At 60.1% G+C, this 23,604-nt stretch carries 24 protein-coding genes; 11 read left to right on the top strand and 13 right to left on the bottom strand.

Going from position 1 to position 23,604, the window contains the following annotated elements; translation table 11 throughout:
• Positions 1 to 15: 15 nt before the first annotated feature.
• The 7 genes from ACIQUH_RS03830 to ACIQUH_RS03800 all read right to left on the bottom strand — a co-directional run bounded on the left by ACIQUH_RS03830 (position 16) and on the right by ACIQUH_RS03800 (position 6,871).
• On the bottom strand, positions 16 to 1,062 hold the full coding sequence (locus ACIQUH_RS03830) for an L-idonate 5-dehydrogenase (protein WP_400812698.1): 1,047 nt from the start codon (positions 1,060 to 1,062) through the stop codon (positions 16 to 18).
• A 321-nt stretch (positions 1,063 to 1,383) separates the two neighbouring features.
• A complete protein-coding gene (locus tag ACIQUH_RS03825; protein ID WP_174031064.1) occupies positions 1,384 to 2,790 on the bottom strand; it encodes a TRAP transporter large permease in 1,407 nt (468 codons plus the stop codon).
• 4 nt (positions 2,791 to 2,794) lie between these two features.
• Complete coding sequence (locus tag ACIQUH_RS03820; protein ID WP_400812696.1) at positions 2,795 to 3,367, bottom strand: TRAP transporter small permease; 573 nt, start codon at positions 3,365 to 3,367, stop codon at positions 2,795 to 2,797.
• Between the two features lie 61 nt (positions 3,368 to 3,428).
• Positions 3,429 to 4,403, bottom strand: coding sequence for a sialic acid TRAP transporter substrate-binding protein SiaP (locus ACIQUH_RS03815; protein ID WP_400812695.1), 975 nt, complete (start codon positions 4,401 to 4,403; stop codon positions 3,429 to 3,431).
• A 63-nt stretch (positions 4,404 to 4,466) separates the two neighbouring features.
• Complete coding sequence (locus ACIQUH_RS03810) at positions 4,467 to 5,183, bottom strand: FadR/GntR family transcriptional regulator (RefSeq protein WP_400812694.1); 717 nt, start codon at positions 5,181 to 5,183, stop codon at positions 4,467 to 4,469.
• 307 nt (positions 5,184 to 5,490) lie between these two features.
• On the bottom strand, positions 5,491 to 6,399 hold the full coding sequence (locus tag ACIQUH_RS03805; protein ID WP_400812693.1) for a CHAD domain-containing protein: 909 nt from the start codon (positions 6,397 to 6,399) through the stop codon (positions 5,491 to 5,493).
• On the bottom strand, positions 6,383 to 6,871 hold the full coding sequence (locus ACIQUH_RS03800; protein WP_400812692.1) for a CYTH domain-containing protein: 489 nt from the start codon (positions 6,869 to 6,871) through the stop codon (positions 6,383 to 6,385). The genes ACIQUH_RS03805 and ACIQUH_RS03800 overlap by 17 nt, the downstream gene beginning before the upstream one ends.
• A gap of 171 nt (positions 6,872 to 7,042) precedes the next feature.
• Here ACIQUH_RS03800 and ACIQUH_RS03795 point away from each other — a divergent pair, with 171 nt between their 5' ends.
• The 4 genes from ACIQUH_RS03795 (at position 7,043) to ACIQUH_RS03780 (ending at position 9,674) form a co-directional block, all read left to right on the top strand.
• Positions 7,043 to 7,681 carry a 2-dehydro-3-deoxy-phosphogluconate aldolase gene (locus ACIQUH_RS03795; RefSeq protein ID WP_004433419.1) on the top strand — a complete coding sequence of 213 codons (639 nt, stop codon included), beginning with the start codon at positions 7,043 to 7,045 and terminating at the stop codon, positions 7,679 to 7,681.
• A gap of 108 nt (positions 7,682 to 7,789) precedes the next feature.
• Complete coding sequence (locus ACIQUH_RS03790; RefSeq protein WP_400812691.1) at positions 7,790 to 8,485, top strand: tellurite resistance TerB family protein; 696 nt, start codon at positions 7,790 to 7,792, stop codon at positions 8,483 to 8,485.
• A 270-nt stretch (positions 8,486 to 8,755) separates the two neighbouring features.
• The gene (locus tag ACIQUH_RS03785; protein WP_400812690.1) at positions 8,756 to 9,442 is read left to right on the top strand and encodes a GNAT family N-acetyltransferase; all 687 of its coding nucleotides are present in this window, start codon (positions 8,756 to 8,758) and stop codon (positions 9,440 to 9,442) included.
• Positions 9,429 to 9,674: a hypothetical protein gene (locus tag ACIQUH_RS03780; RefSeq protein ID WP_400812689.1), complete on the top strand. Its 246-nt coding sequence runs from the start codon at positions 9,429 to 9,431 to the stop codon at positions 9,672 to 9,674. The genes ACIQUH_RS03785 and ACIQUH_RS03780 overlap by 14 nt, the downstream gene beginning before the upstream one ends.
• Here ACIQUH_RS03780 and ACIQUH_RS03775 read toward each other — a convergent pair.
• The 3 genes from ACIQUH_RS03775 to ACIQUH_RS03765 form a co-directional block, all read right to left on the bottom strand.
• Positions 9,671 to 10,720 (bottom strand): nickel/cobalt transporter, encoded by a 1,050-nt coding sequence (locus ACIQUH_RS03775; protein ID WP_400812688.1) that lies wholly within the window; start codon positions 10,718 to 10,720, stop codon positions 9,671 to 9,673. The genes ACIQUH_RS03780 and ACIQUH_RS03775 overlap by 4 nt on opposite strands.
• Positions 10,714 to 11,355, bottom strand: coding sequence for a DUF1007 family protein (locus ACIQUH_RS03770; RefSeq protein ID WP_400812687.1), 642 nt, complete (start codon positions 11,353 to 11,355; stop codon positions 10,714 to 10,716). The genes ACIQUH_RS03775 and ACIQUH_RS03770 overlap by 7 nt, the downstream gene beginning before the upstream one ends.
• 107 nt (positions 11,356 to 11,462) lie before the next feature.
• On the bottom strand, positions 11,463 to 12,641 hold the full coding sequence (locus ACIQUH_RS03765; RefSeq protein WP_400812686.1) for a hypothetical protein: 1,179 nt from the start codon (positions 12,639 to 12,641) through the stop codon (positions 11,463 to 11,465).
• A gap of 270 nt (positions 12,642 to 12,911) precedes the next feature.
• Between ACIQUH_RS03765 and ACIQUH_RS03760 the strand changes: the two genes are divergently transcribed.
• From ACIQUH_RS03760 to ACIQUH_RS03750, 3 genes are all read left to right on the top strand, one after another.
• Complete coding sequence (locus ACIQUH_RS03760; protein ID WP_004433441.1) at positions 12,912 to 13,199, top strand: hypothetical protein; 288 nt, start codon at positions 12,912 to 12,914, stop codon at positions 13,197 to 13,199.
• Positions 13,200 to 13,742: 543 nt separating this feature from the next.
• Positions 13,743 to 14,390: an outer membrane protein gene (locus ACIQUH_RS03755; RefSeq protein WP_400812685.1), complete on the top strand. Its 648-nt coding sequence runs from the start codon at positions 13,743 to 13,745 to the stop codon at positions 14,388 to 14,390.
• 205 nt (positions 14,391 to 14,595) lie between these two features.
• Positions 14,596 to 15,777: an MFS transporter gene (locus ACIQUH_RS03750; protein ID WP_400812684.1), complete on the top strand. Its 1,182-nt coding sequence runs from the start codon at positions 14,596 to 14,598 to the stop codon at positions 15,775 to 15,777.
• 198 nt (positions 15,778 to 15,975) lie between these two features.
• Here the strand turns inward: ACIQUH_RS03750 and ACIQUH_RS03745 are convergent, their stop codons facing one another.
• From ACIQUH_RS03745 to ACIQUH_RS03735, 3 genes are all read right to left on the bottom strand, one after another.
• Positions 15,976 to 16,968 carry a WD40 repeat domain-containing protein gene (locus ACIQUH_RS03745; RefSeq protein WP_400812683.1) on the bottom strand — a complete coding sequence of 331 codons (993 nt, stop codon included), beginning with the start codon at positions 16,966 to 16,968 and terminating at the stop codon, positions 15,976 to 15,978.
• A 229-nt stretch (positions 16,969 to 17,197) separates the two neighbouring features.
• Positions 17,198 to 18,316, bottom strand: coding sequence for a GTP-binding protein (locus ACIQUH_RS03740; protein ID WP_059758487.1), 1,119 nt, complete (start codon positions 18,314 to 18,316; stop codon positions 17,198 to 17,200).
• 113 nt (positions 18,317 to 18,429) lie between these two features.
• Positions 18,430 to 19,230: a creatininase family protein gene (locus ACIQUH_RS03735; RefSeq protein WP_400812682.1), complete on the bottom strand. Its 801-nt coding sequence runs from the start codon at positions 19,228 to 19,230 to the stop codon at positions 18,430 to 18,432.
• A 79-nt stretch (positions 19,231 to 19,309) separates the two neighbouring features.
• Between ACIQUH_RS03735 and ACIQUH_RS03730 the strand changes: the two genes are divergently transcribed.
• The 4 genes from ACIQUH_RS03730 (at position 19,310) to ACIQUH_RS03715 (ending at position 23,344) form a co-directional block, all read left to right on the top strand.
• Positions 19,310 to 19,819: a MarR family winged helix-turn-helix transcriptional regulator gene (locus ACIQUH_RS03730; RefSeq protein ID WP_400812681.1), complete on the top strand. Its 510-nt coding sequence runs from the start codon at positions 19,310 to 19,312 to the stop codon at positions 19,817 to 19,819.
• Between the two features lie 133 nt (positions 19,820 to 19,952).
• Positions 19,953 to 20,975, top strand: coding sequence for a LacI family DNA-binding transcriptional regulator (locus tag ACIQUH_RS03725; RefSeq protein WP_400812680.1), 1,023 nt, complete (start codon positions 19,953 to 19,955; stop codon positions 20,973 to 20,975).
• 462 nt (positions 20,976 to 21,437) lie between these two features.
• On the top strand, positions 21,438 to 22,400 hold the full coding sequence (locus tag ACIQUH_RS03720; protein WP_400812679.1) for a 2-hydroxyacid dehydrogenase: 963 nt from the start codon (positions 21,438 to 21,440) through the stop codon (positions 22,398 to 22,400).
• Between the two features lie 314 nt (positions 22,401 to 22,714).
• Complete coding sequence (locus ACIQUH_RS03715; RefSeq protein WP_400812678.1) at positions 22,715 to 23,344, top strand: NAD(P)H-dependent oxidoreductase; 630 nt, start codon at positions 22,715 to 22,717, stop codon at positions 23,342 to 23,344.
• The last annotated feature ends 260 nt before the right edge of the window (positions 23,345 to 23,604 follow it).

Below are 23,604 nucleotides of genomic sequence, written 5' to 3'. Positions count from 1 at the left end.
TTAAATCCTCAAATATCAGTCTGCTGAAAATGTCAGTTGCACCTTGCAGGCGGCGGAGCGGTCTCCGGCCTGTTCAAACGCCGCTTTCGCCTCGCCGAGCGGGAAGCTGTGGGAAATGATCGGCCGCACATCGATCCCGCGCGTGGAGATAAGCCCGGCGGCGATGGCGAATTCATCATGGAAACGCTGCGAGCCACGCCAGAGGATTTCCTTGCCCACCAATGCATTGAGCGGAATGGTGATGTCACCGGTGACGCCCACCTGCACGATGGTGCCGCGTGGACGCACGCAGGCAAAGGCGGTTCGAAGGGCGGGTGCTGCGGCGGAGCAATCGAAAATGACGTCGAAATACCCCTTGTTTTCCTGGTAGGGCAAAAGCGCCTCGATGTCCTTTGCGACATTGATGGTGCGGTCGGCACCCATGGCGGGTGCGCGTTCCAGCGCGGCATCGGTCAGGTCGGTGGCGACGATGGTGCTGGCGCCGGCGTGGCGGGCGGCGGCAATGGTCAGGAGGCCGATGGGACCGGCGCCGGTGACCAGCACCTTCGCACCTGTCAGATCGCCGCCTTGCGCGACGGCATGCAGGCAGACGGCGAGCGGTTCGGTGCAGGCGGCCTCGGCGGGCGAGGTCGCGTCTGAAAATGTTGCGCATTGTTTTGCCGAAACCACCAGCCGGTCGCGGAACATGCCCTGTTCATGCGGCAGGCGCATGGCGCTGCCCATGAAGCGCATATCGAGGCAATGGATCGGCTGGCCCTTCAGGCAGAACGGGCAATGGCCGCAGGGCTGCGATGGATTGACAGCGACGAGCTGGCCGATGGCGAGCCCGCTGACACCAGCGCCCAAAGCCGCGATATGGCCGGATGCCTCGTGGCCGCAGATGATCGGTTCGCGCACCCGCACCGGGCCGAAACCGCCATCCTGATAATAATGCAGATCGGAGCCGCAGATGCCGCCTGCCGCCATGGTGAGCAGCACTTCGCCGGGGCCGGGAGCCACAAGCTCCTGCGTTTCGACGCGGATGTCCTTAACGCCGTGTAGACGTGCCACGCGTGTCTGCATGACGATGCCCTTTCTTTAGGTGGTTGCACTGGACACGACGTTTGAAAATCATTTGACAATCCTGCGTGTGGCTTACCCCCCTCTGTCCTGCCGGACATCTCCCCCTCAAGGGGGGAGATCAGCAAGACGCTTTCTCGCCACTTCATTCTCGACCGTCGAGAGGTGCGAGACATCACCAAGGAACGATCTCCCCCCTTGAGGGGGAGATGTCCGGCAGGACAGAGGGGGGTGAGCCACACGCGGAATCGTCAATGATTTTCAACCATCGTGTACTGTGTTGAAACCCGCGCGGTGGCGACCGCGCGGGTGTGGATGTTTGTCTTAGCGGATCAGGCCCATTTCGGTCGGCAGCCACAGCGTGATGGCCGGAACGAAGGTGATCAGCAGCAGCGCCACGAACAGCGGCACCAGCCAGGGCAGGATGGCCATCGTCGTGCGTTCGACGGAGAGCTTCGCCACGCGCGAGAGCACGAACAGCACCATGCCGAGCGGCGGGTGCAGCAGCCCTATCATCAGGTTGAGCGTGATGATCAGGCCGAAATGCACCGGGTCGATGTTGAACTGCAACACCAGTGGCAACAGGATCGGTACGAGGATGGTAATCGCCGCGATCGTATCGAGGAAGCAGCCGACGAACAGCATCAGCAGGTTGACCAGCACGAGGAAAATCCACTTGCTGTCGGTGATCGTCAGGATCGCCGCCGACAGAAGCTGTGCGGCCTGACTGACGGTCAGCAACCATGCGAAGACGGAGGCGGCCGCGACGATGAAGAGCACCGAAGCGGTCGTCTCTATCGTATCGAAGGTTGATTTTGCCAGCGTCTTGAAGGTCATCGTCCGGTAACGGACAAGGCCGAGGAACAGCGACCAGAGAACGGCGGCAACGGCGGCTTCCGTCGGCGTGAACCAGCCCATGGTCATGCCGCCGATCAGGATGACAGGCGTCATCAGCGCCATCACGGCGGAGAAGTCGAAATACCAGTCGCAGGCGAGCAGGATGACCAGCACGATCAGGATCGACAGGTTGAGCGACAGGCCGAATGCCGTGAGGATATAGATGCCGAGCGGCACCATCATGACGACGAGGACTTCAAGAGATGCGCCGAAGATGGTTCTGAGATTGAACGGCGTGTCGGAGCCCCAGCCCTTGATATAGGCGAAGACCGCAACCGTGATCATCATCAGAAGCGTCATGACGACGCCCGGGACGATGCCGGCCATGAACAGTGCGCCGATCGAGACATTCGCCATCATGCCGTAGATCACGAAGGGCAGTGACGGCGGAAAGATCGGCCCGAGCGTTGCCGAAGCCGCAGTGACGCCGACGGCCGCTTCGACCGGATAACCGTGATCCTTCATGGCCTTGATTTCGATGGTGCCGATCCCGGCCGCATCGGCAAGTGCGGTGCCGGACATGCCGGAAAAGATCACCGAGCCGATGATGTTGACCTGCGCGAGGCCGCCCTTCATCCAGCCGACAAGTGCCACGGCGAAGGAATAGATGCGTCCGGTCACGCCTGCCGTGTTCATGAGATTGCCGGCAAGGATGAAGAAGGGGACGGCCAGAAGCGGGAAGCTTTCCACACCGGCGATCAGGCGCTGCGCCGCGATGATATCAGGCGCGACGTTGTAGAACACGATATAGAGCAGCGACGCCGAGGCCATGGAAATGGCGACCGGCAGGCCGATCAGCATCAGCAGAAGAAATGAGCCGATAAGAAGCAGCATCTGGTCAATCCCCCGCGCTCTGGAATTCTTCGGGCCGTTCCAGAACGGAATAGCCGCGCTGCATATTGGCGATGAACACCTGCACCGACCGGAAGAACATCAAGACAAATGCCACCAGAACCGTGTAGAAAACGATGTTGCGCGGCAGCGCCACGGTCACCATTTCCTCATCGGCGACAATTTCCAGATAACGCCACATCAGCCAGGACGTGTAGGCGAAGAACAGGATGCGCAGCACGTCAACGAGGATCGACATGGCGCGGGCCACCTGTGGCGGCACATAGTGATAAAGCACATCCACCTGAATGTGGCGCGACATGCGCACGCACATGACCGAGCCTAAAAAGACGACGCCGATCAGGCAGTTGACGGCGATTTCTTCCGTCCAGGCGTAACTGTTGTTGAGCACGTATCGGGTGAAGAACTGAAGGAACACGCAGCCCGTCATCAGCCAGAAAAGGCCGAGCGTGACCCAGTCCTCGAATGAATAGACCTTGAGATCGACCTCGGGCGGCGCCTCATCGAACGTATGGGCGAGTTCCTCAGGCGTGACCTGAGTATGGATTTCCTGCGACATTCTAGATATCCCGTCTGGAGAGAAAGGGCGGTGCGGCAAAGAAGCCGCACCGGATCTTGGCTCACTTGACGGCGCGAATGGCTTCCCAGTCGGCCTTGTCGTAACCGAAGTCCTCGAACTTCACTTTTTCGAGGACGTTCTTTTCGAAGTCGGCCTTGTCGACTTCGGCAACGGTCAGGCCGCGCTTCTTGAAGTCTTCGACGAGGCTTTTCTCGCGCTCATCGATGGTCTTGGTGGTCCGCTCGGCGGCTTCCTGCATGACTTCGGTGAAGATTTTCTTGTCGTCATCCGAGAGCTGCGACCACAGGTTCTTCGAGATCACCGTGTTGAGGTGGTCAACGATGTGGCCGGTCAGGACGATGTTCTTCTGCACTTCGAAGAACTTCTTCGCCTCGATGGTGGTCAGCGGATTTTCCTGCGCATCGACGGTGCCGTTCTGCAGCGCGAGATACACTTCCGCGAAGGCAATCGGCGTGGTGTTGGCGCCGCAGGCACGCGGCATGGCCAGATAGGCCGGAACGTCGGGAACGCGCATCTTCAGGCCCGCCATGTCGGCGCAGGCGGCAATCGGCTTGTTGGATGTGGTGTGGCGCGTGCCGTAATAGCTGACGGCGGCGATGTGGTTGCCGGTCTTGTCTTCATAACCCTTGGCGAGGCGCTTGAAGATATCGCTCTTGGTATAGGCGATCAGATGGCTCGGATCGCGGAAGATGTAAGGGAAATAGGTGACGCCGATCGGCTTGAAGTCACGTGCGGCAAAGCTGGAACCCGAAATGATGATGTCAACGGTGCCGATCTTCAGGCCCTGGTTGATATCGGCTTCCTTGCCGAGCTGCGAGGCCGGAAAGACATCGATCTTGTAACGGCCGTCCGTGCGCTTGGCGATCTCTTCCGCCGCCCAGACCGAATCGGTGTGGAACGGCTCGGAGGTTTCGTAGACATGCGCCCATTTCAGTGTGGTCTGTGCCTGCGCCGCCAGGGCGGAAAGCAGGATGGCGGCGGTTGCGCCCATCAAAGTCGACAATCTGATTTTCATTCTTAACTCCTCCCGAATTAAAGCCAGATGTGCTGTTTTTTCCGTCGCCCGTCGCGGCGACGGTCACTCTTCCCCGATCGTTTCCTCCCCGAAACTTTCGGAAAATCTCTTTTGCGACAGCGTCAGATGCTGCCGCATCGCCTCACGAGCCCCTTCGGGATCGTTGGCGGCAATGGCGTCGCGGATCGCGCGGTGTTCCTGCACGGCGAGGTTCCAGGTGTGCGGACCTTCGAAATAGCTGGCGAGCTTTTCGAAAAACGGTGACAGGCTGCGCTCGTCATAGATCAGGCCGGTAAAGCGATTGAGGGCCGAATTGCCGATGATGTCGGCAATGGCGGTGTGGAAGGCCCGGTCGAAATTGAGCGCCTTTGGCGAGCTGTCGAGCGCGCCGGCCATGCGTTCGATGATGTCATCGAGCTTGGCGATGCATTCCGGCGTGGCGAGCCGCGCGGCCTCTTCCGCAATCGCGCTCTCGATGATGCAGCGCGCCTGCAGGATTTCGAAAGGCCCATGCGCATCCGGCACTGGCGGCTTTTCCTTGGTCTGCCTGCCGGCAGCGCTGACATAAACGCCCGAACCCATGCGGATATGGATGTGGCCTTCCACTTCCAGAACGATAAGGGCTTCACGAACGGTTGGGCGGGAAACGCCGAAGCGTTCCGCAAGGTCCCGTTCCGCCGGCAGGCGCTGACCTTCGGTCAGCTCCCCGCTTTCGATGAGCAAGCGAATTTGTTCCGCGACCAGCCGGTAAAGGCGGCGCGGCTCCAGAGCCACAAACATGATGTCCCTCCCAGCGCGAAGGTCTCCCCCCGTTCGCGCAAGCGGTAAGATGGTCTTACCAATTTTATTAGGACGCATTTGTGCGGCGCTGTCAATTGGCCGCCGGCGGAAAACTGCGCAGCTTGAGTTTGGAGCGGTTCAGCGGGCTGGGTGTTCTTGCAATTACCGTCATACCGGCCTTGAACTAGTATTCAGCCAAACCAAGTCCTCGGGTCGGAAAGAGCCGTCTCGCCGCGCGTAAACGCATCGGTCGAATCCCGGCTCGTGACCGGAACGCGGACGGCGGGGAGCACTGAAGAAATCCGGGTTATTTCGCCGCCCGCCGCCACAACAGTCCGACGATGCGGCTTTCCGTGCGGGCGGATTCTGAAAATACCTCGTTCGCCAGCGCAAGACCTTCGGTGCGCAGCGCCTGCTGCCTTTCAATGATGGCGTCGAGCAGCAGAGCGAGCCGCTCGCCATTGCCGAAACGGTCCGGCTCGCGGTCGGCGACGGCGGCGAGAACAGAGAGATCGTGCTCGTGGCCAAGAATATCGACCAGCCGCTTGGTATCGGCCCGCTTGGCGCGCATGGCGGAAGGCCAGAGCCGGCGCATCAGGCCGAGATGCATCCAATAGGCCTGCCCGGCTTTGCGTAATTCATGGAAATGCTCGACGTCGGCCTGCTCGTGGCAATCGGCAAGCGCCTGGCGCGCCGTTTTTCTCTGTTTCGCCCAAGCGGTTCTCAGCAGCCGGCCGGTGTCTTTCAATTCATCCGGCAGCGACAGGGCCTCGAGCTTCCTGCGCGCTTCGCCGCAGCCGGCAATGGCGACGGCAATGGCTTCGTTGAGACCGGCCTCATGTTCCATGGCGTCGTCGCGGCGTGCGCGCAGCATCGCGGTGATCGATCGCAATGCTTCGCCCTGCGCGTCCGAGCGCGCGAAGGCCTCGAGATATTCCCCCGTCTCCACCAGCGCCGTTGCATCGCGCGCAAAGGCAAGGGAGCGGGCAATATCGCGAATACGCGCATTTTCCTCGCGGCCGAAATCCGGCGCCGCCTTGCGGATGAGGCGGTAGAGGGCACGCAGTCGCTTGAACCGCTTGCGGGCGTCATGCACCGCCTCGTGCGATCCGGACGGCTGGTCACGCAGGATCGTGATCGTATCGTCGATCAGTTCCAGTCCGGCACGGCGGATTTCATCGCCGAAGGGTTTTTTCGGGTCAATTCTGAAGGGCATCCGACAGGTCTCCGTTCGGACAGTCCATGGCGAGCGACTGGTTGGAGAAGCGCTTGTCTCCGGTTACTTCCCTGCCCAGCCAGGATGGCAGATCGGGATTGGCATTCTCGTCATTCATTTCCACTTCCGCCACGACCAGCCCATGATATTTCCCTTCGAAAACATCCACCTCCCAGGTAAAGCCGCCGTGATCGACGGTGTGACGGGTTTTTTCGATCACCACGCCCGGCGCGCTCGCCATCAGCTCTTCGGCGTCCTTGAGGGGTATGGAATATTCATATTCGTCGCGAACAAGCGCGCTCGCGCCAATCTTGATGGTCAAGGTCGCATCGCGCTGGTCGACGATCCTGACCCTGACCGAGCGGTTTTCCATCGAGGCGACATATGCCTGCCGGAAAGCCATGCTATGCGTGACCTCATTGCGCCATTCACCGCCTGCAACAAGAAACTTCCGTTCAATTTCCTTGGCCATGCTGTCTCCGCGAACTGGAGCGCCAGATTATCGCAATATGATAGTGTGATGAAGCGAATTGATTGAAGTATCTGGATAAAAATGCGGCCGGCGCGCCTCGACATGAAAGCCGAGGCAGGCTAATCGATAGACGGAATTTCAATCGTTTCAATTGCGCAAGGGAGGCTCATCTTGGCCCAGGACTCCGAAAAACTGCTCTCCATCCTCAAGCTCCAGCCGGTCGTTCCGGTGCTGATCGTGGATGATGCCGCTTCCGCCGTGCCGCTTGCGCGCGCTTTGGTCGCAGGCGGCCTGAAGGCGATCGAGATCACCATGCGCACGCCGGCGGCACTCGATGCCATCCGCGCGGTTGCGGCGGAAGTGGAGGGCGCCAATGTCGGCGCCGGCACCATTCTCAACGCCCGGGATTTCGAAGCGGCGGCTGAAGCCGGTTCCACCTTCATCGTCAGCCCCGGCATCAACAAAAGCGTGCTGGAAGCCGCGCGCGGTTCCAAGGTGCCGCTGCTTCCCGGTGCGGCCACGGCCAGCGAAGTCATGGCCCTGCGCGACGAGGGTTACAAGGTGCTGAAGTTCTTCCCCGCCGAACAGGCCGGCGGCGCGCCTTACCTCAAGGCGCTGTCTTCGCCGCTTGCCGGCACCGTCTTCTGCCCGACCGGCAGCGTGTCGCTCAAGAACGCCAATGATTATCTCTCGCTGCCAAACGTCGTCTGCGTTGGCGGCTCCTGGGTTGCCCCGCGTGAGCTGGTGGCAACGGGTGACTGGGCGGGTATTACCAAGCTCGCTGCCGAAGCCGCAGCGCTGCGCGCCTGATTTGCGTCCTGTCAAACCCGTTCACGAAGGCGTGAGCGGGTTTGACATTTGTATTCGGCCCACGGCTTCCTATCTCCCCTGTAGATTTGACCTCTACAGGAGATTTTGATGTTCGACGCCAAGAAGCTTCTTGAACAATTCCTCGGCTCGCAGGTGCCGGGCCTTTCGGGAAGCGTCCGTGACAGAGCCGGGCAGGCCGCCGATATCGCCAAGAACAATCCCCTGAAAGCCGGCGCGCTCGCCGCCGCCATTCTGGGCACTAAGACCGGCCGCAAGCTCGCCGGCAATGTCGCCACCATCGGCGGTGTCGCCGCCATCGCCGGCCTCGGTTACCTCGCCTACAAGAATTACAAGTCCGGCCAGGCGCCTGAAGGTGCGCCGAAACCCGAGCCGGAGCTTCTCGCGCCGCCGGCTGATTCCGCCTTCCATCCGCAATCGCCAGCCCTTTCCAATGATTTCGCGCTGAAGCTCATCCAGGCGATGATCGCCGCCGCCAAGGCGGACGGTCATATCGATGAGAAGGAGCGCGCCAATATCATGGACAAGGTGCAGGTCTCCGGTCTTGATACCGAAGCCGAGCGTTTCCTGGAAAAAGAACTGGCCGATCCGCTGGATATCGACGCACTGGTGGGGGCCGCCCGCACGGAAGAGCAGAAGGTGGAGCTCTATACTGCTTCGCGGCTTGCGATCGAGGCCGATACGCGGGCGGAGCGGGGGTATCTCGATCTTCTCGCCGGGCGGCTTGGGTTGCCGGATGCGCTGGTGGATCACATTGAAGCTACGGTGGTGGCGGCGAAAGTCTAGGTCGGAGTTTGGGGCTTACCCCCCTCTGCCCTGCCGGGCATCTCCCCCTCAAGGGGGGAGATCAGCCAGAAGGAAACGCCCGCTCACGCGCAACGTTGAAGATGGCCGGGAGGTCGCCTCCTGCCGATCTCCCCCCCCTTGTGGGGGAGATGCCCGGCAGGGCAGAGGGGGGGTGAGCTCCACGCTCGGCTCCATCTTGATGCCCCCACATGCACTGTTGTCATCCCGCCCCGCTTGCCCTAATCCTTCTCCCAGCAAATGGGGAAGAGAATGCGCGATCTGAGTGATTTTAGGGGATGTCCGCCGCCGCAGCCGGTGGTGCTGAAGGGCCGTTACGTGACGGCGGAGCCGTTCGACCGCCAAAAACATCTCGCAAGGCTCTGGGCCGCACTCGGCGGCGAGGGCACCAATACGCTGCTCAAATATTTCCCGCAAAGCGCCTTTCCGGATGCCGATGCCTTTGGTGACTGGCTCATCGGTGCCGGCCAGAAGCTCAACTGGGTCACGCTGGTCTTCGTTGAAAACGCCACCGGCGAGATCGTCGGCATGGCGAGCTATATGCGACCCGATCCCGCCAATGGCGTGGTCGAGGTGGGCTCCGTCGCCCATGGTGCGAAGATGAAGCGCTCGCCGCTTGCGACAGAGGCCCATTACCTGATGGCGAAACATGTGTTCGAGGATCTGGGTTATCGCCGCTACGAATGGAAATGCCACAATGAAAACGAGCCCTCCAAGATCACGGCGAAGCGTTATGGCTTCACTTTCGAGGGCGTCTTCCGCCAGCATATGATTTCCAAGGGGCAAAATCGCGATACGGCGTGGTTTTCGATGATCGACGGCGAATGGCCGCTGATCGGCAAGGCCTTCGAAGCCTGGCTTTCGCCGGAGAATTTTGCGGCCGATGGCGCGCAGAAACGCAAGCTTGAGGATATTCGCGCGGAGCTTGCCAATGCCTGAAAAGCCAACGTCTGAAAAGCCAACCTCCGGAAAAAAAGACTGGTCGCCGGCCATCGCCGCCGCCTTCATCCTCGTCGGCTTCGGGCTCGTCTTCGTCGTCATGCCGAAGATCATGCTGTGGCTGGGCGATTATTCGCCCTGGCTCGCGGCTGCCTTCGGTACGGTGGCGGTGTTGTGTTTCTTCCTGCTGTTCTGGCTGCGCGCCCGTTACCAGCGTCGCCGTGACGGTTAGAGTTGAAGCGACGCGCCGAGCAGCAACAACCCCATGATGAGCACGAACAGCGCACCGGCGATTTCGATCGCATGGCTGATGCCGGCCGCCCTGCGGCTGCCGGGGCCGGCGAAACGCACGGCGAGGCCTTTTGCCGAGACGGCCATGATGGCGAGAGCCGACACGGTTATTGCCGTGCCGAGCGACATGGCGAGGACGGAAAGCACGCCACCGAGATAAAGCCCGTTCAGAAGCGCAAAGCTCATGACGATGATTGCGCCCGAGCAGGGTCTTAGCCCCACCGCGATGATGGCCGACCATGCCTCGTGCAGGCTGAAGTTCTTTCCCTTCAGAAGCATCGGATCCGGCGCATGGGATTTGCCGCAGGCGGCGCAGAGATCGCCCGTGCCATCATGGTCATGATCGGCAAAAACCGGCTTGCCCTGAAAACGGAGACCCGTGCCCATGCCGGTGGTTCTGCCGGCCGTGGTTTCACTTGCTGCAGTGAAAACGGCGACCGGCTCGCGCCGGATGCGCAGCGACCAGAGTTTTCGCACCAGCAGCCAGGCGCCGAACAGCGCCACCATGGCGAAGCTGGCGATCTCCATCGCCTGCGTCGCCTTCGTCATGGTAATCGAGGTGCCGCGCAGCACGAGCCAGGCCGCACCGACAAGGCCGATGGCGACTGCGCCCTGAATGAGCGCCGAGACGAAGGAAATGAGAATGCCGCGTTTCAGCTGCGTTTCATTGGCGATCATATAGGACGAAATGACCGCCTTGCCGTGGCCGGGGCCGGCGGCGTGGAAAACGCCATAAGCAAAGGAGAGGCCGATCAGCGAGTTGAGCGCCCAGCCATCCTCGCGCATCGCCTTCAGCGCACCGGTCAGGGCGCGGTAGAACATCTGCTGATGCACGTTGATCCATTGCATCAGCGGCGCGAAGGGGCCGCCGACGGAAAAGGAAGGCTCGGCCGAGCCGATGCCGAGCGGCGATTGCGCATGGGCCGCACCGGCCACGGCAATGAGACCGATGGCGATGGCGAAGAGGCCGACCCTGCGGCTCAGCATGTCACCTCCAGCCGGGTGGCGAAGAGTTTGGTCATGTCGGTGCCGGTCGGATCGTTAAAAAAGGCGTCGGTGAGCGTACCCTGGTTCTGCGAGATCACCTCGTCGGGATCGGGACGGACGATATGATGCTTGCAGGCGTTCAGGTCCTTGCCCTGCGTGGCGATATCGCCGTCCTTGGCGAAATCGATCGCCGTATACATGGTCGGATCCCAGGCGCCGAAGCTGAGCTTGCCCTTGATCGCTAAAGGCTTGGTCGGCTTCACGGAGAAGAACATCAAGATCTGCTGGTCCTTATAGTCCACGTGAATGGCCTCGGGCTTGGAGAACTCCACCGGTTTTCCATTGGCGGTAATGAAGGTGTAGTAGGAATATTCGGCGAGCGATTCCAAGACGGTGTTGCCGATTTCGGCCAACTCGTCCTTGTCGAGCTTCAGATCGCTGTTCTTGTCGTAATCCATCACCACGCTTGCCGAGAACATCTCGTCGAAACGCCAGATGTTGCGAACGTCCTGAACGGTGCCGTTCGGTCCCTCGACGATTTCCATGCGGGCTTCGGCAAAGATGTGCGGATGCGCCGCCGCCGCGACGGGAACGCAGGCAAGGCCGGCCGCGAGGAGCAAAAAGCGTCTGTTCATTATCCGGTCTGTCCTGCCTTCGAATCTGGAAGGCCCGACTCTAGCAGAAATTGGGACCGAATTTCGACCTGATGCGTCCGATCCTTCGCGCGGGCTGACACTAAATTTCAGAAGGTGCCGGTGAAACGCGAGGTGATGCTGGAGCCGTCATAGTCAAGATCGGTATCGCGCTCGCCATGCAGCAGGCGGTTGAACTCGACCTCCAGCTTGCTGTTCTTGCCGGTATCGAAGGAAAGCGTCGCGACCAGCCGGCGCTCGCTGCTGTCGTAATTATAATAGATCCAGTCCTTGTGGACCCGGTGCAGCGCAAGATCGAGCCCCACCTTTTCGGTGAGCCTGCTTTTCACGACGAATTGCCAGCGACGGTGAAATTCGGCAATCGGATCATCCGGATCGAAAAGCGCATAGTCCTGCGAAAAACCCAGGCCGAAGGCGATGCGCTCGGTGGCCTTCACCTCGGCTTCGGCCCGCAGATAGGGGCGGGTGCGCTTTACCTTGTCGCTGATCTCATCGCCGGAAATGGATGTGAAGCCCGCTTCGGCCAGAACAGCGAAACGGTCGGAGAACTTGTAACCATAGGCCAGAGAACCGCGCAGCGTGTTGGCCGGGAAACGTTCATATCTTTCCTGCTGTGCTTCAGGCACGGCGATGCGGTCATAAGCAAGCGTCAGCCCCGCTTCGCCGCCGCCGAGCGGCCGCGCATGTTCGGCCTTCAGCGATAAAAGTGCCTCGTTAGCTTCCAGTCGGGTGGGCATGAAATAGGCCGGGCGGAACCGCGCCTTGCCTTTCATCAGGCTGGCGAGGCTTGCCGTCAGCGTGTTCTTGCCGCCAAGGGCGAGGATGCCGAGCTGGGAAGATGCCTCCAGCTTGTGATCCAGCTGCCGGTAACCAATGTCTTCTTCCGGCAGGTGCAGGAAAATATCGCCGGCATCGCTGCGGGTGCCGCGCAGCTCGAGGGCCCATTCCAGCTTTTCGGAAAATCGTTTCGTCAGCCCCAGTGCTGCGATGGTGTTATGCTCATTGGCGAAACGGTAGCGGGGCAGGCGAACCTCTTCCTGCTCCAGCGAATAACGCAGTTCCGCCCCTTCCAGCGCGATCTTGCCATTGAGCCCGAAGCCGGCACGCAGCGAAATCGCGCTCAGCCGGTTGGTGTCGGCGAAATAATTGCTGTCATAAGCAATGCCGGATTTATAGGTGACATTGTGCTCATCGGCCTTTTCCCCCGCCCGCGCGCCGCAGGCGCAGGCAAGCCCGAGAACAAGCGCGATATATCCCCCCAGCCGCATTCGCATCTCCAGCTGCTAATTAAGCAATATCTTATATTTTGATGGTTAATAAAGTTTCCCGCGCCGTTTTACTGTCGCGGCAAAGGTGCTGGCTGGCAATGTTTGAATAATTGGTGGAAGGGCGAAGGCGTGATATGTAAAATTTGATTAAAATCACAAGTATTAGTGTTAATTGTTTATTGTAATATTAGCCTTTGCTTGAATTAGAATCCTCTAAATATACAGTTCAGTTACGCCAGATGGCGTGATCAAACAAAAGAGGAGAGAGAAATGATTGCAAAGTTCGCTTGTGTAGCCGCTATTCTTACTGTCGCTTCCGTTGGTCAGGCCAATGCGGGCGGTCTTCTGGGAGGCATCCTGTCCGGCAACAGCAACAAGGGCGGCGCCCTTGTCGTCGTCTCGCCCAGCATCGATCTCGGTGTCAGCGGCATCCTGTCCAATAACGGGATTCTGAACGGCAACAAGACCGGCATCCTGAACGGTGTGCTGAACGGCAACAAGACGTCCGTCGATGTCATCGACAACAAGAATGACGGCGGCAAAAAGCGCCGGCACTAACTAAAACGTGGAACGGGATGGCGAAACCATCGGGCTTTTCTCCATCCCGCTCCAACGGAATAGCTCGAAAATCATCAGGGATTTTCGACGCAGACGATGCGCACAGCGCATAAGCCGGCAATGATCCTCGAGTTGCGTGTGTTTGACGCATGGCGTTTCCGGCAAGAACAAACGGCGCATCGCATGACTGGAAGAGGGCCTAGCGGCCCTCTTTTTTTGTCTGCGTTGCCGGCGTGAACGACGCATACAGAAGTGCGGAATGACCGCTACTCGTGGTGGTTTTGTGAGGTGGTGATAGCCCTTGCGCATCAGGACAGGTGACCCGCGAACATCTGCGTTAGTTCTAATTTATATTTGGTAAATATTGCAGATATTAATCGGAATACGTTCCGTCGAGGTCCTTTTGTCTGGGTTGTTTACGTGATTTTAACCACGATGTTCTTCAATCTAAGGGTGCGTTAACCCCGTCACGACGCTGCGCTTCTGGTCGCGAAATATTCGCAGCCCGCAGGTGACGGGATGTTATTTTCAAGGAGCTATCGCATGTTGAAACAATCTCTTCTCGCGCTCGGCCTGCTCGGCGTTTTTTCCGGCGCTGCCGCTGCGGCCGATGCCGTCAGCGACATCCCCTCCGCGCCGGTCGTCGACGACGTTGCGCCTGCCTTTTCCTGGGATGGTGTTTATGTCGGTGCTTCTGCGGGTTATGGCTGGAACCGGGTTAAGTCGACGACTTTTGGCGTCACCACGAAGCATGAATTTGACGGCGGCCGTTTTTCCGGTTTTGCGGGCTATAATTTCGAAGTTGCCCCCTCCGTCATTCTCGGTGTCGAGGCCGATCTCGGTTACGCCTGGGGCGACAAGACCATCGTCACCAGCGAGGTTTCCGCAGGCCTGAATGGTTCTGCACGCCTGCGCGCCGGCTACGCCATCGACCGCGCGCTGATCTATACCGCCGCCGGCTACACCGCGACGGACAGCGAAGTCAAAGCGCCGTTCGGCGAGGACAGCAAGGTCCTGCACGGCTGGACGGTTGGCGCGGGTATCGATTACGCCTTCACCAACAACCTGTTTGGACGCGTCGAATATCGTTACAACGACTTTGGCAAGGCAACCTACCATACCGGCCCGATCACTTCGACCGGTGATGTCAGCGAACACGTCGTCAAGGTTGGTCTTGGCGTGAAGTTCTGACGGTTATTCCGTTTTCGACAAGGGGCGGCGCAGTGTTGCGACGCCCCGTGTGCCTGATGTAGGCGATTCCGGCATCAATCCAGCGGATGTTTCGCCGAAGAGGAAAACGAAGATTGCCTTTGAGGCAGGCTTGAACAGCGGGCCGTTTTGGTGTGATGGTGGTCGCCGTCATTCCATCCCGCCTCCCAGCCTTCAGTCGATTCCCATGCTACAGAAAAGCACCGCGCCGGGCGCTTTCGATCGTCAGGCCTATATGATTGCCCTGCTGGTTTTTATTGCCGGCAGCACCAATGCGGCCGTTGTGCCGTTTATCGGCTTCTACATCATCCAGGTGCTCGGCCATCCGCCGGCGACGGTCGGGTTTTACAGCGTGACGGCGGCACTGGCCTCGATTATCGCCAGCCGTGTTTATGGCGAGCGTGTCGATGCCGGGGTGCGGGTGAGGCCGCTGTTGATACTTTCCGTGTTCGGCGCTTTTGTCGCGGCCGCTGCGGCGAGTTTCGGACATCTGGCGCTGCTGGTGGCGATAACGGCGACCGGTATGGGGCTTTCCAACGCCGCCAGCACACTCATTTTCAGCTACGGCCGCTATCATGGCCGGGTGAGGGCGCTGGATACAGCGGCCTATAACGCCTTTTTGCGGACAATGGTGTCGCTGGCATGGATGCTGATCCCCGCCGCTGCCTATCTGATCTTCGACCTTGCCGGCGCGAAAGCCGTGTTCGTGAATGCCATGCTGATGGCGGTCATCTGGGGCGGGCTTGCCCTTGCGGTGGTGCCGCGGGACCAGACCAGCCCGATGGAGCGGCGGCCGGAGAGTGACGACGATACAAGGCGCAACCTGCCGCTGCTTCTGGCGGCGGCGGCCAGCTTCTGCATGTCTTTCGCTCACGCCCTGTGCGCCTCGGCCCTGCCGGTGTTTCTGGTGCGCGAAGTGGGCCTGCCGGATTACGTGCCGGGCCTGTCGCTCAGCGTCAAATGCGCAATGGAGGTTCTGTTCATCCTGCTTGCGCCGCGAATGATGCGCCGCTTCAGCGCCCGCCTGCTTCTTGGCGTCTCTGCGGTAATGGCGATCATCGCCTTCAACGTCATCGCCTCGGTCACCACATTGCCGGCCATGATCGCCGGTGCGGCACTGGAGGGCGCCTATTACGGGCTTTGCGCCGGCACCTGCCTCACCTTCGTCCAGGGCTTTGCGCGCGGCCGCACGGCGCGGGCGACGGCGCTCTATATGAATTCGATCTTCCTCGCGGCGCTTTTTGCGGTGCCGCTGATGGGGTTCGTGTCGCAATATGCGAGTTTCGGCGCCTCGATCCGGCTTGCTTCTGTAGGCGCGGGCGCGGCGTTGCTGCTCTTGTTTCTCACGCGGCGGCAGGTGGCGGATTAGGGCGTTCCGGCCGAGGTGCGAAGAGTTTCATCTGCCCACTCGAACCTCATTCCTGTGCTTGTCACAGGAATCCAGTCAGCCCAAGTCCTTGGGCTGAAAGGACTCCTCTCGCCGCGCAGACGCGCGTCGGTTGGATTCCTGTGACAAGCACAGGAGTGAGGGGACTGTGGGGCAGCCTGTTACGCCCGCGTCCAGCCCTCACGCCGAAATATCGATGATCCCGCAATCCCCCGCTTCCGAAGCGAAGGCCAGCAGCTTGCCGGTGGCGCTCCAGTCCATGCCGGTGATGGCGCCCTTGCCGGGGCGGCGCAGCAGGGCTTCCTTGCCGTCCGCGAGCCTTACGCCGAGGATCATGCCGTCGATGAAGCCGATGGCGAGCACGTCTTCCACGGGGTGGAAGGCGACATTGGTGGCCATGATGTTGGCGCGGCTGCCGAGCTCTTCCGGGGCCTTGCCCATTGGGCCGTCCTTGCCGGCAAACGGCCAGACGATGGCAGCCGGCGCGCCTGATGAGGCGAGCCATTTGCCCTTTGCCGACCAGGAAACGGATTTGACCTTGGCGGGGTAACCCGTCATGCGCATGTGGCGGGCTTCCATGCCGCCCTTGGTGGCTTCCATCTTCCAGCCGTGCAGGGCGTTTTCCTGCATGGTGGTGACGAGGAACTTGCCGTCGGGCGAGAAGGTGACCCCGGTATGGGCGCCCTTCCATTCGAGGTCGACGGGATCGCCTGATGTTGCCACCCAGTGCAATGTGACGCCGTTATAACGGGCAACGGCAATGCGCAGGCCTTTCGGAGCAAAGGCGATCGCCTCAACCGTGCGCTCTTCCTTGAATTCCTTGACCGTGCCGTCCGAAAGCCGCACGAAGCTGGACTTGCCGACGCCATAAGCGACCGCTTTCTGCGGCCCGCCGGCCACGACGCCCACCCATTTGCGCGGCACGTTGGCGATTTCGCTGATGCTGCCGTCATGGCCGATGCGCAGCACACGACCGTCCTCGCCGCCGGAAAGCAGCGTGGCGCTGTAGGGGTCGCGCACGCAGGTCAGAAGCCCGTCATGCGCCTCAGTCACCTTCTCGCCGCCATCCAGCCGATGAATGGTGCCGGCGGCGGTGGCAAACAGCGGAATGTCGCCGAGAAAATGGGTCGAGACCACGTGGCCTTCGATATCAAGCGGGGCAACAGTCGGCATGGGGTATCGGTCTTTCGTATCTGTGTTTTTCGTGTGGTGGATTTCGGTCGCTGGCCAGGTCGGGAAGACCCGTTGTTGCGGTTTCAACCCGTGGCGTCATGGTCGGGCTTGACCCGGCCATCCACATGCTGGCGGCAATGGGTCCTCGGGTCAAGCCCGAGGATGACGTCGAGTATGGGGGAGGACGCCGGGAAGCAGCAAGAGCGTCCCGGCGTGTCCCTTGAAAGCTTCAAGCCGTCGCGAGGCAGGCGTTGAAGCTCTTTTCCAGCTTCTCGCGGTCGAGTTCGCGGCCGATGAAGACGAGACGGCTTTCGCGTTTTTCGTCTTCCTTCCACGGGCGCTGATGGTCGCCTTCGATGATCATGTGCACGCCCTGCACCACGTAACGTTCCGCATCGCCCTTGAAGGCGATGATGCCCTTGAGGCGCAGAATGTTCGGGCCATCGGTCTGGGTGACCTTCTGGATCCACGGGAAGAACCGCTCGGGGTTCATCTCGCCGCCGCGCAGCGAGACCGACTGCACCGTCACGTCATGGATCGGCGAAACCGCGCCATGGTGGTGATGGTCGTGCCCATGGTCATGATCGTGGTGATGATGCCCGTGATCGTGGTCATGGTCGTGATGATGGTGGTCATGATCGTGGTGGTGATGGTCGCAATCGGGGCCGCAGACGTGGTCGTCATGGCCGTGCTCGAGGAAATGCGGATCGTTTTCGAGCGCGCGTTCCAGATTGAAGGCGCCCTGATCGAGAACCCGGGCGAGATCGACGCCGGACCGGGTGGTCTTGTAGATGCGGGCGGAAGGATTGATGGCGCGCACTATATCCTCGATGCGGGCCACTTCCTCGGGCGAAACGAGATCGGTCTTGTTGACGACGACGACATCGGCAAAGGCGATCTGGTCTTCGGCCTCGCGGCTGTCCTTCAGGCGTAGCGGCAGGTGCTTGGCGTCAACGAGGGCAACGACCGCGTCAAGCTCGGTCTTGGCGCGCACATCGTCATCCATGAAGAAGGTCTGGGCGACGGGAACGGGGTCGGCAAGGCCTGTCGTCTCGACGATGATGCCGTCGAAACGGCCGGGACGGCGCATCAGGCCTTCCACGACACGGATCAGGTCACCGCGCACCGTGCAGCACACGCAGCCATTGTTCATTTCGTAGATTTCTTCATCGGACTCGACGATCAGATCGTTGTCGATGCCGATCTCGCCGAATTCATTGACGATGACAGCGTATTTCTTGCCGTGGTTCTCAGAGAGAATGCGGTTGAGAAGCGTCGTTTTGCCGGCGCCGAGATATCCCGTCAGGACTGTGACTGGAATGGGCTTGGCTATAGCTGTTTCGGTCATGGAAAACCCCGCGTGGAGAGAGGCGTGATGGCCTCAGGAAGATGTGTCGTCGTCCATATAGGCGCGACGTCCTGGCAGTTCAAAGAGATTTTGGCCGAATTCGGCCATGTCACTCAAATTTTGTTATGAAATAACGTTATGTCAAAAGCGTGGATATCTTCAAGCAGTTCGACAAGGCCGTTTACGGCATGGGAAATGAGCCTTTCGCCCTTTTCCGCTGTCGCGGCGGCGGCGTTTCCGGCAACGCCATTAGGGTTCAGGTCGCTCATCAGCCAGCCGAAGGCGTGCGGGCCATAGGCGCGCAGGTGTTTGAAGCGGCTGGCGAAATCGCTCTGGCGAGAGGGGAAGTCGGCGGCCTTTTGCATTGCCACGCGTTCGGGGTGAAGCGCCAGCATGACCGATGTCTCGATATCGCCGCCATGAATATCGGTCGCCTTGTCCTCCGGTTTCACAATATCGGTCGGCACGCCGAAACGGGTCCAGCTGGTGGCGACCGCCAGCATGCCGAAACGGGCGCGGGCCTCGGTGGCGACAATGGTCATCAGCGGTGAATTGCCGCCATGGGCGTTCAGCATCACGAATTTGCGCACGCCCTTTTCATGTTCGGCCTTGGCGATGCCGAGCCAGCGCTCGATGGCTTCGTCGTATCGCAGCGTCTTCGTGCCCGGCACATTCATGTGTTCGATGGAATATCCGACCGGTTCCGCCGGCAGGAAGGAGACGGGCAAATGGCCGGGCAGGGCGGCGGTAAGGCGGGCGACGATGCCTTGCGCAATCAGCGTATCGGTCTCGAAGGGCAGGTGCGGCCCATGTTGTTCATGCGCCCCGAGCGGCAGCACAGAAATTGCACCTGTTGCGCGAAGATGCGGGTCTGTTACGTTTTCGTCGTGATAATGCGTGTATGAGTTTGGCATCTGGCAGTCCGCGCGTGCATTCGTTAAGGATTTCCAGCAACATATATCGGTTCCGCCACAGGGTAAAAGGCACTCGCATATGAGCAAGGACAAAACCGGGCATAAGGACAAAAGCGCCAAGAAAGAAAAGGGCGGCAAGAAAACAAAGGACGCCAAAAAACGGGACGAGAATTTCAACCCCGAGGAACTGGCGCAGTCCATCACCCAGGCCGCCCGTTCCATGCGCACGGCGCTGAGCCACAGCCTTGCCGAAAGCGGGCTTTACGCGGGCCAAGACGGCGTCATCCTGGCGCTGGCGCAGGAAGGCAGCCTCACGCCGGGCCAGATCGCCCAGAAGCTTGGCGTCAAGGCACCGACGATGACACGCACCATCGGCCGCATGGAAGCCCAGGGTTTCGTGGAACGCAGCGGTGACGACGAGGATGGTCGCGTGACGCTGGTGAAGCTGACGGAAGCAGGCCTCAAAAGCGTCGAGCATATCAATATTTCGATTGCCGATTGTGGTGCGCGGGCCGTAGAGGGGCTTTCATCCAAGGATGTGCGAAACATCGTTAAACTTCTGAAGGCCATAGACGCCAATCTTCAATAATTTTGTTGAAATTTTTAAAAGAACCGTCGGTTTTGCGGATATTCCTTAAACGGGTTGCGGATTTTGTTTAAATTGTTTAATTGCAATTTAAACGGAGACATCCGTCACTGACACGCGTTTGGGGAGGAATGCCGTGGCCCAAAAGGTCAAACTGTCTACGATTGCCGAAAGCCTCGGTCTTTCGACCGCCACCATTTCTCTTGCATTGCGCGATAGCCCGCTGGTTGCCTCAGACACGCGGGACAAGATCAAGGAGCAGGCGCGGGCGCTGGGTTATATCTACAACCGCCGCGCCGCCAGCCTGCGCACCTCGCGCTCCGGCATTGTCGGCGTGGTGTTCCATGATGTGATGAACCCGTTTTATGGCGAAATTCTCAAGGCCATCGAAACCGAGCTGGACCGCAGCCGCCAGACCTTCATTCTTTCCAACCACTATGATTCGGTGGAGAAACAGCGCACCTTCATCGAAACGCTGCTGCAGCTCGGCTCCGACGGCATCATCATGTCGCCGGCCATCGGCACGCCGATCGAGGACATGACGCTGGCCGAAGAAAACGGCATGCCCGCCATTCTTGTGGCCCGTTCCATGGATGGTGTCGACATGCCGACCTATCGTGGCGACGACAGTTACGGCATTTCGCTGGCTACCAACCACCTGATCAGCCTCGGTCACCGCACCATCGCCATGGTTGGCGGCACTGACCAGACTTCGACCGGCCGTGACCGTTATCAGGGTTACGTCAATGCGTTGCGCAAGGCCGGCATCGAGGTCGATCCGAACCTGCGTATTCCCGGCCCGCGTTCCAAGCAGGGCGGTTTCGAGGCGGCGGTGCATTTCCTGTCGCTGCCGCAGAAGCCGACTGCCGCCGTCTGCTGGAACGATCTCGTCGCCATCGGTCTCATGAACGGCATTTCCCGCGCCGGTCTGGTGCCGGGTGTCGATATTTCCGTCACCGGCTACGACGATCTGGAAGAGGCTGCGATTGCCACCCCGGCGCTGACCACCGTTTCCAACGGGCAGGCCGAGGTCGGGCGCCTGGCGGCCCGCGCGCTGCTGGACAGGCTGGCGGGCAGCCATGAGCCGGATGGTATTCACCTCATCAAGCCGGAAATGCGCATTCGGCAATCGACAGGGCCGGTGCGGCCAAGGGTGTGAGCTCGTTTGCGACTCTGAGCCGGCTGACCGTGCGCCCATAATCGTCCGCAGCGTTTCCTTCCTCCGTCATGCCGGCCTTGAGCCGGTATCCAGCCAGCCCAAGTCCTTGGGCTGAAAGGACTCTCTCGCCGCGCAGACGCGCGCCGACTGGATTCCGGCTCAAGGCCGGAATGACGAAGGTATGTGTTTCCTACCTTCTGGTCGCCTTCTCGATTCAAACTGGACAGGGTGGACCGGATCCGGCATGACGACCTTGCAAGTGCCGCAAAGAAACGGCTTGACGGTGAGGGGCGCTTGAAAAAATCGGCATGAAACTTCCGTCTGCCCCCATAGCATCCCCTTATTGCCCTTTTCACGGCCGCCGTAGTTTGAAAAGATCGCCCTCCAGAGGAGTGGGATGGCGAAAGGTTCGCCTGAAACCCGCTCCGGCTATCGGAATGTTATCAGGAGGAATATCCGCTCATGTCTGACAAAAAGGCCGTCGTTCTCGTTCCCGGCAAGATAAACCCGCGCGTTCTCGAGCGCCTCGAAGGCAAGGTCGAGATCGTAACCGTGCCTGCCGGTGCCGAGCCGGTTCTGCCTGATGGTGCGGCGGAGCGCATCAATGCCATTGCGGTTTCCGGCGTCGTGAATGCCAAATGGATCGATGCGCTGCCGAAGCTCGAGATCATCGCCAATTTCGGTGTGGGTTATGATGGCGTCGATGCCAAACATGCCGCCACGCGCAATATCGTGGTGACGAATACGCCTGACGTTTTGAATGACGAGGTGGCGGATACGACGATTGCGCTTTTGATCAACACCGTACGCCGTCTCTATCAGGCCGAGACCTGGCTTCGCGATGGCAAATGGGTTGGCGAAGGTCCGTTTGCGCTATCGCCGTTTTCGCTGCGCGGTCGCAAGGTGGGTCTCTTCGGCATGGGCCGCATCGGGCAGGAAATCGCCAAGCGGCTGGAACCCTTCAAGGTGGAGATCGGATACCACACCCGCAGCAAGCGGGATGGCCTCTCTTACACCTATTACGGCTCGCTGAAGGAGATGGCGGAAGCCGTCGATATACTGATCTGCATCGTGCCCGGCACGCCGGAAACGCACAAAGCGATCAACGCCGAAATCCTGACGGCGCTTGGGCCTGAGGGCGTGTTCATCAATGTCGGACGCGGCTCCAGCGTCGATGAGGATGCGCTTCTGCAGGCGCTTGAGAGCGGTGCTGTGGGTGCTGCCGGTCTCGATGTGTTCTATGCCGAGCCGAAGGTGCCGGAAGCCTTCCTGTCGTTGCCGAATGTCTCCCTGCTGCCGCATGTCGCTTCCGCCTCTGTCCCGACGCGCAACGCCATGGCCGATCTGGTGGCCGACAATATTCTCAGCTGGTTCAGGGATGGCACGGTGCTGACGCCGGTGCCGGAAACTCCGGTCAAGGGATGACACGAGGGGGCCGAGGGCTGCCGTGAGGGCAGCCTTCGATCGCTCCCGGGCTGGTTTCTCTTTCGTTGCCGTCAGGCCTGCCATGATCGCTAGGCTTGATCTTGCCCCTGTCGTGCTCGGATCTAGTCCGAGGATGGCGGGAAGGAAAGTTCTGTCACCTTATTATCAGCTTTCCCAACTTTTTTCCCGGTTACCGCGCGGTGCCTGCTTGCGCCTGCCATCGTGGCCCCTATGTGAAACGGGCTACGAAGGCGTAGCGTCCGTTTCTGCCGGTCAAGGGGCAGGGCGGGCTGGTCCTCCCAGGGAAAACGAAGATGCTTATTGAAAAACTCAACTGGCGTTACGCCACCAAGAAAATGGATCCTTCCAAGGTCGTGTCGGAAGACAAGGTCGAGCGGATCGTCGAGGCGGCGCGGCTTGCCCCTACCTCCAGCGGCCTGCAGCCCTTCGAAGTGATCGTCGTCACCGATCCGGAAGTGCGCGCCAGGATCCGCGAGATCGCCTGGAACCAGGCGCAGGTGACGGATGGTTCGCATCTCCTAGTCTTTGCGGCGTGGGACAATTACACCGAAGAGCGGATCAACCACATGTTCGATCTGGTCAATGAAGAGCGCGGCATCAAGAATGAGGGCTGGGAAGCCTATCGCCAGATGCTGCTGTCCTCCTATCCGCAGCGCGACCAGCAGGTGAATTTCGAACATGCCGCCCGTCAGGCCTATATCGGTTTCGGCATGGCCGTGGCCCAGGCGGCCTTCGAGGGCGTGGATTCCACCCCGATGGAAGGTTTCGATCCCGCCAAGCTCGACGAAATTCTCGGCCTGCGCGAGAAGGGCCTGCGCTCCGTCACCATCCTGCCGCTCGGTTATCGCCAGCCGGATGGCGACTGGCTGGTGAACCTGAAAAAGGTGCGGCGCCCGGCCGATGAATTCGTCAGCCGCGTCTGATTTTACGCCGCTCGCAAAAGCTTGACTGCCGCAGGGCCGCCGAGGCGGCTTTGCGGTAGATTTTTTCTCTCTTTTCAGATAATTGAAAAAACATCCCTGTTAAAAGGTGGCGTGTGCGGGCAAGTATGCGCCATCGAATTGCCGATCCCCGGCATTTCTGAGTGAAAGCCTGACGAAATGACCCGGAAAATCAGCTGTCATCGAATGTGCCCGAAGGCTGCATGAAGAGAGCGGTTCAGCACCGCAACAGGATTTTTTGA

Origin of the sequence: Agrobacterium sp. NPDC090283 (genome assembly GCF_044769685.1) — a bacterium.
In the GTDB taxonomy this organism is placed as follows: Bacteria; Pseudomonadota; Alphaproteobacteria; order Rhizobiales; family Rhizobiaceae; genus Agrobacterium.
This window is presented reverse-complemented; position numbering and strand designations above follow the sequence as displayed.

What these genes read in the sequence shown, in the direction of transcription:
- ACIQUH_RS03830 (WP_400812698.1), bottom strand. Translation starts at nt 1,062, where the DNA reads ATGCAGACACGCGTGGCACGTCTACACGGCGTTAAGGACATCCGCGTC.
- ACIQUH_RS03825 (WP_174031064.1), bottom strand. Translation starts at nt 2,790, where the DNA reads ATGCTGCTTCTTATCGGCTCATTTCTTCTGCTGATGCTGATCGGCCTG.
- ACIQUH_RS03820 (WP_400812696.1), bottom strand. Translation starts at nt 3,367, where the DNA reads ATGTCGCAGGAAATCCATACTCAGGTCACGCCTGAGGAACTCGCCCAT.
- ACIQUH_RS03815 (WP_400812695.1), bottom strand. Translation starts at nt 4,403, where the DNA reads ATGAAAATCAGATTGTCGACTTTGATGGGCGCAACCGCCGCCATCCTG.
- ACIQUH_RS03810 (WP_400812694.1), bottom strand. Translation starts at nt 5,183, where the DNA reads ATGTTTGTGGCTCTGGAGCCGCGCCGCCTTTACCGGCTGGTCGCGGAA.
- ACIQUH_RS03805 (WP_400812693.1), bottom strand. Translation starts at nt 6,399, where the DNA reads ATGCCCTTCAGAATTGACCCGAAAAAACCCTTCGGCGATGAAATCCGC.
- ACIQUH_RS03800 (WP_400812692.1), bottom strand. Translation starts at nt 6,871, where the DNA reads ATGGCCAAGGAAATTGAACGGAAGTTTCTTGTTGCAGGCGGTGAATGG.
- ACIQUH_RS03790 (WP_400812691.1), top strand. Translation starts at nt 7,790, where the DNA reads ATGTTCGACGCCAAGAAGCTTCTTGAACAATTCCTCGGCTCGCAGGTG.
- ACIQUH_RS03785 (WP_400812690.1), top strand. Translation starts at nt 8,756, where the DNA reads ATGCGCGATCTGAGTGATTTTAGGGGATGTCCGCCGCCGCAGCCGGTG.
- ACIQUH_RS03775 (WP_400812688.1), bottom strand. Translation starts at nt 10,720, where the DNA reads ATGCTGAGCCGCAGGGTCGGCCTCTTCGCCATCGCCATCGGTCTCATT.
- ACIQUH_RS03770 (WP_400812687.1), bottom strand. Translation starts at nt 11,355, where the DNA reads ATGAACAGACGCTTTTTGCTCCTCGCGGCCGGCCTTGCCTGCGTTCCC.
- ACIQUH_RS03765 (WP_400812686.1), bottom strand. Translation starts at nt 12,641, where the DNA reads ATGCGGCTGGGGGGATATATCGCGCTTGTTCTCGGGCTTGCCTGCGCC.
- ACIQUH_RS03760 (WP_004433441.1), top strand. Translation starts at nt 12,912, where the DNA reads ATGATTGCAAAGTTCGCTTGTGTAGCCGCTATTCTTACTGTCGCTTCC.
- ACIQUH_RS03755 (WP_400812685.1), top strand. Translation starts at nt 13,743, where the DNA reads ATGTTGAAACAATCTCTTCTCGCGCTCGGCCTGCTCGGCGTTTTTTCC.
- ACIQUH_RS03750 (WP_400812684.1), top strand. Translation starts at nt 14,596, where the DNA reads ATGCTACAGAAAAGCACCGCGCCGGGCGCTTTCGATCGTCAGGCCTAT.
- ACIQUH_RS03745 (WP_400812683.1), bottom strand. Translation starts at nt 16,968, where the DNA reads ATGCCGACTGTTGCCCCGCTTGATATCGAAGGCCACGTGGTCTCGACC.
- ACIQUH_RS03740 (WP_059758487.1), bottom strand. Translation starts at nt 18,316, where the DNA reads ATGACCGAAACAGCTATAGCCAAGCCCATTCCAGTCACAGTCCTGACG.
- ACIQUH_RS03735 (WP_400812682.1), bottom strand. Translation starts at nt 19,230, where the DNA reads ATGCCAAACTCATACACGCATTATCACGACGAAAACGTAACAGACCCG.
- ACIQUH_RS03730 (WP_400812681.1), top strand. Translation starts at nt 19,310, where the DNA reads ATGAGCAAGGACAAAACCGGGCATAAGGACAAAAGCGCCAAGAAAGAA.
- ACIQUH_RS03720 (WP_400812679.1), top strand. Translation starts at nt 21,438, where the DNA reads ATGTCTGACAAAAAGGCCGTCGTTCTCGTTCCCGGCAAGATAAACCCG.
- ACIQUH_RS03715 (WP_400812678.1), top strand. Translation starts at nt 22,715, where the DNA reads ATGCTTATTGAAAAACTCAACTGGCGTTACGCCACCAAGAAAATGGAT.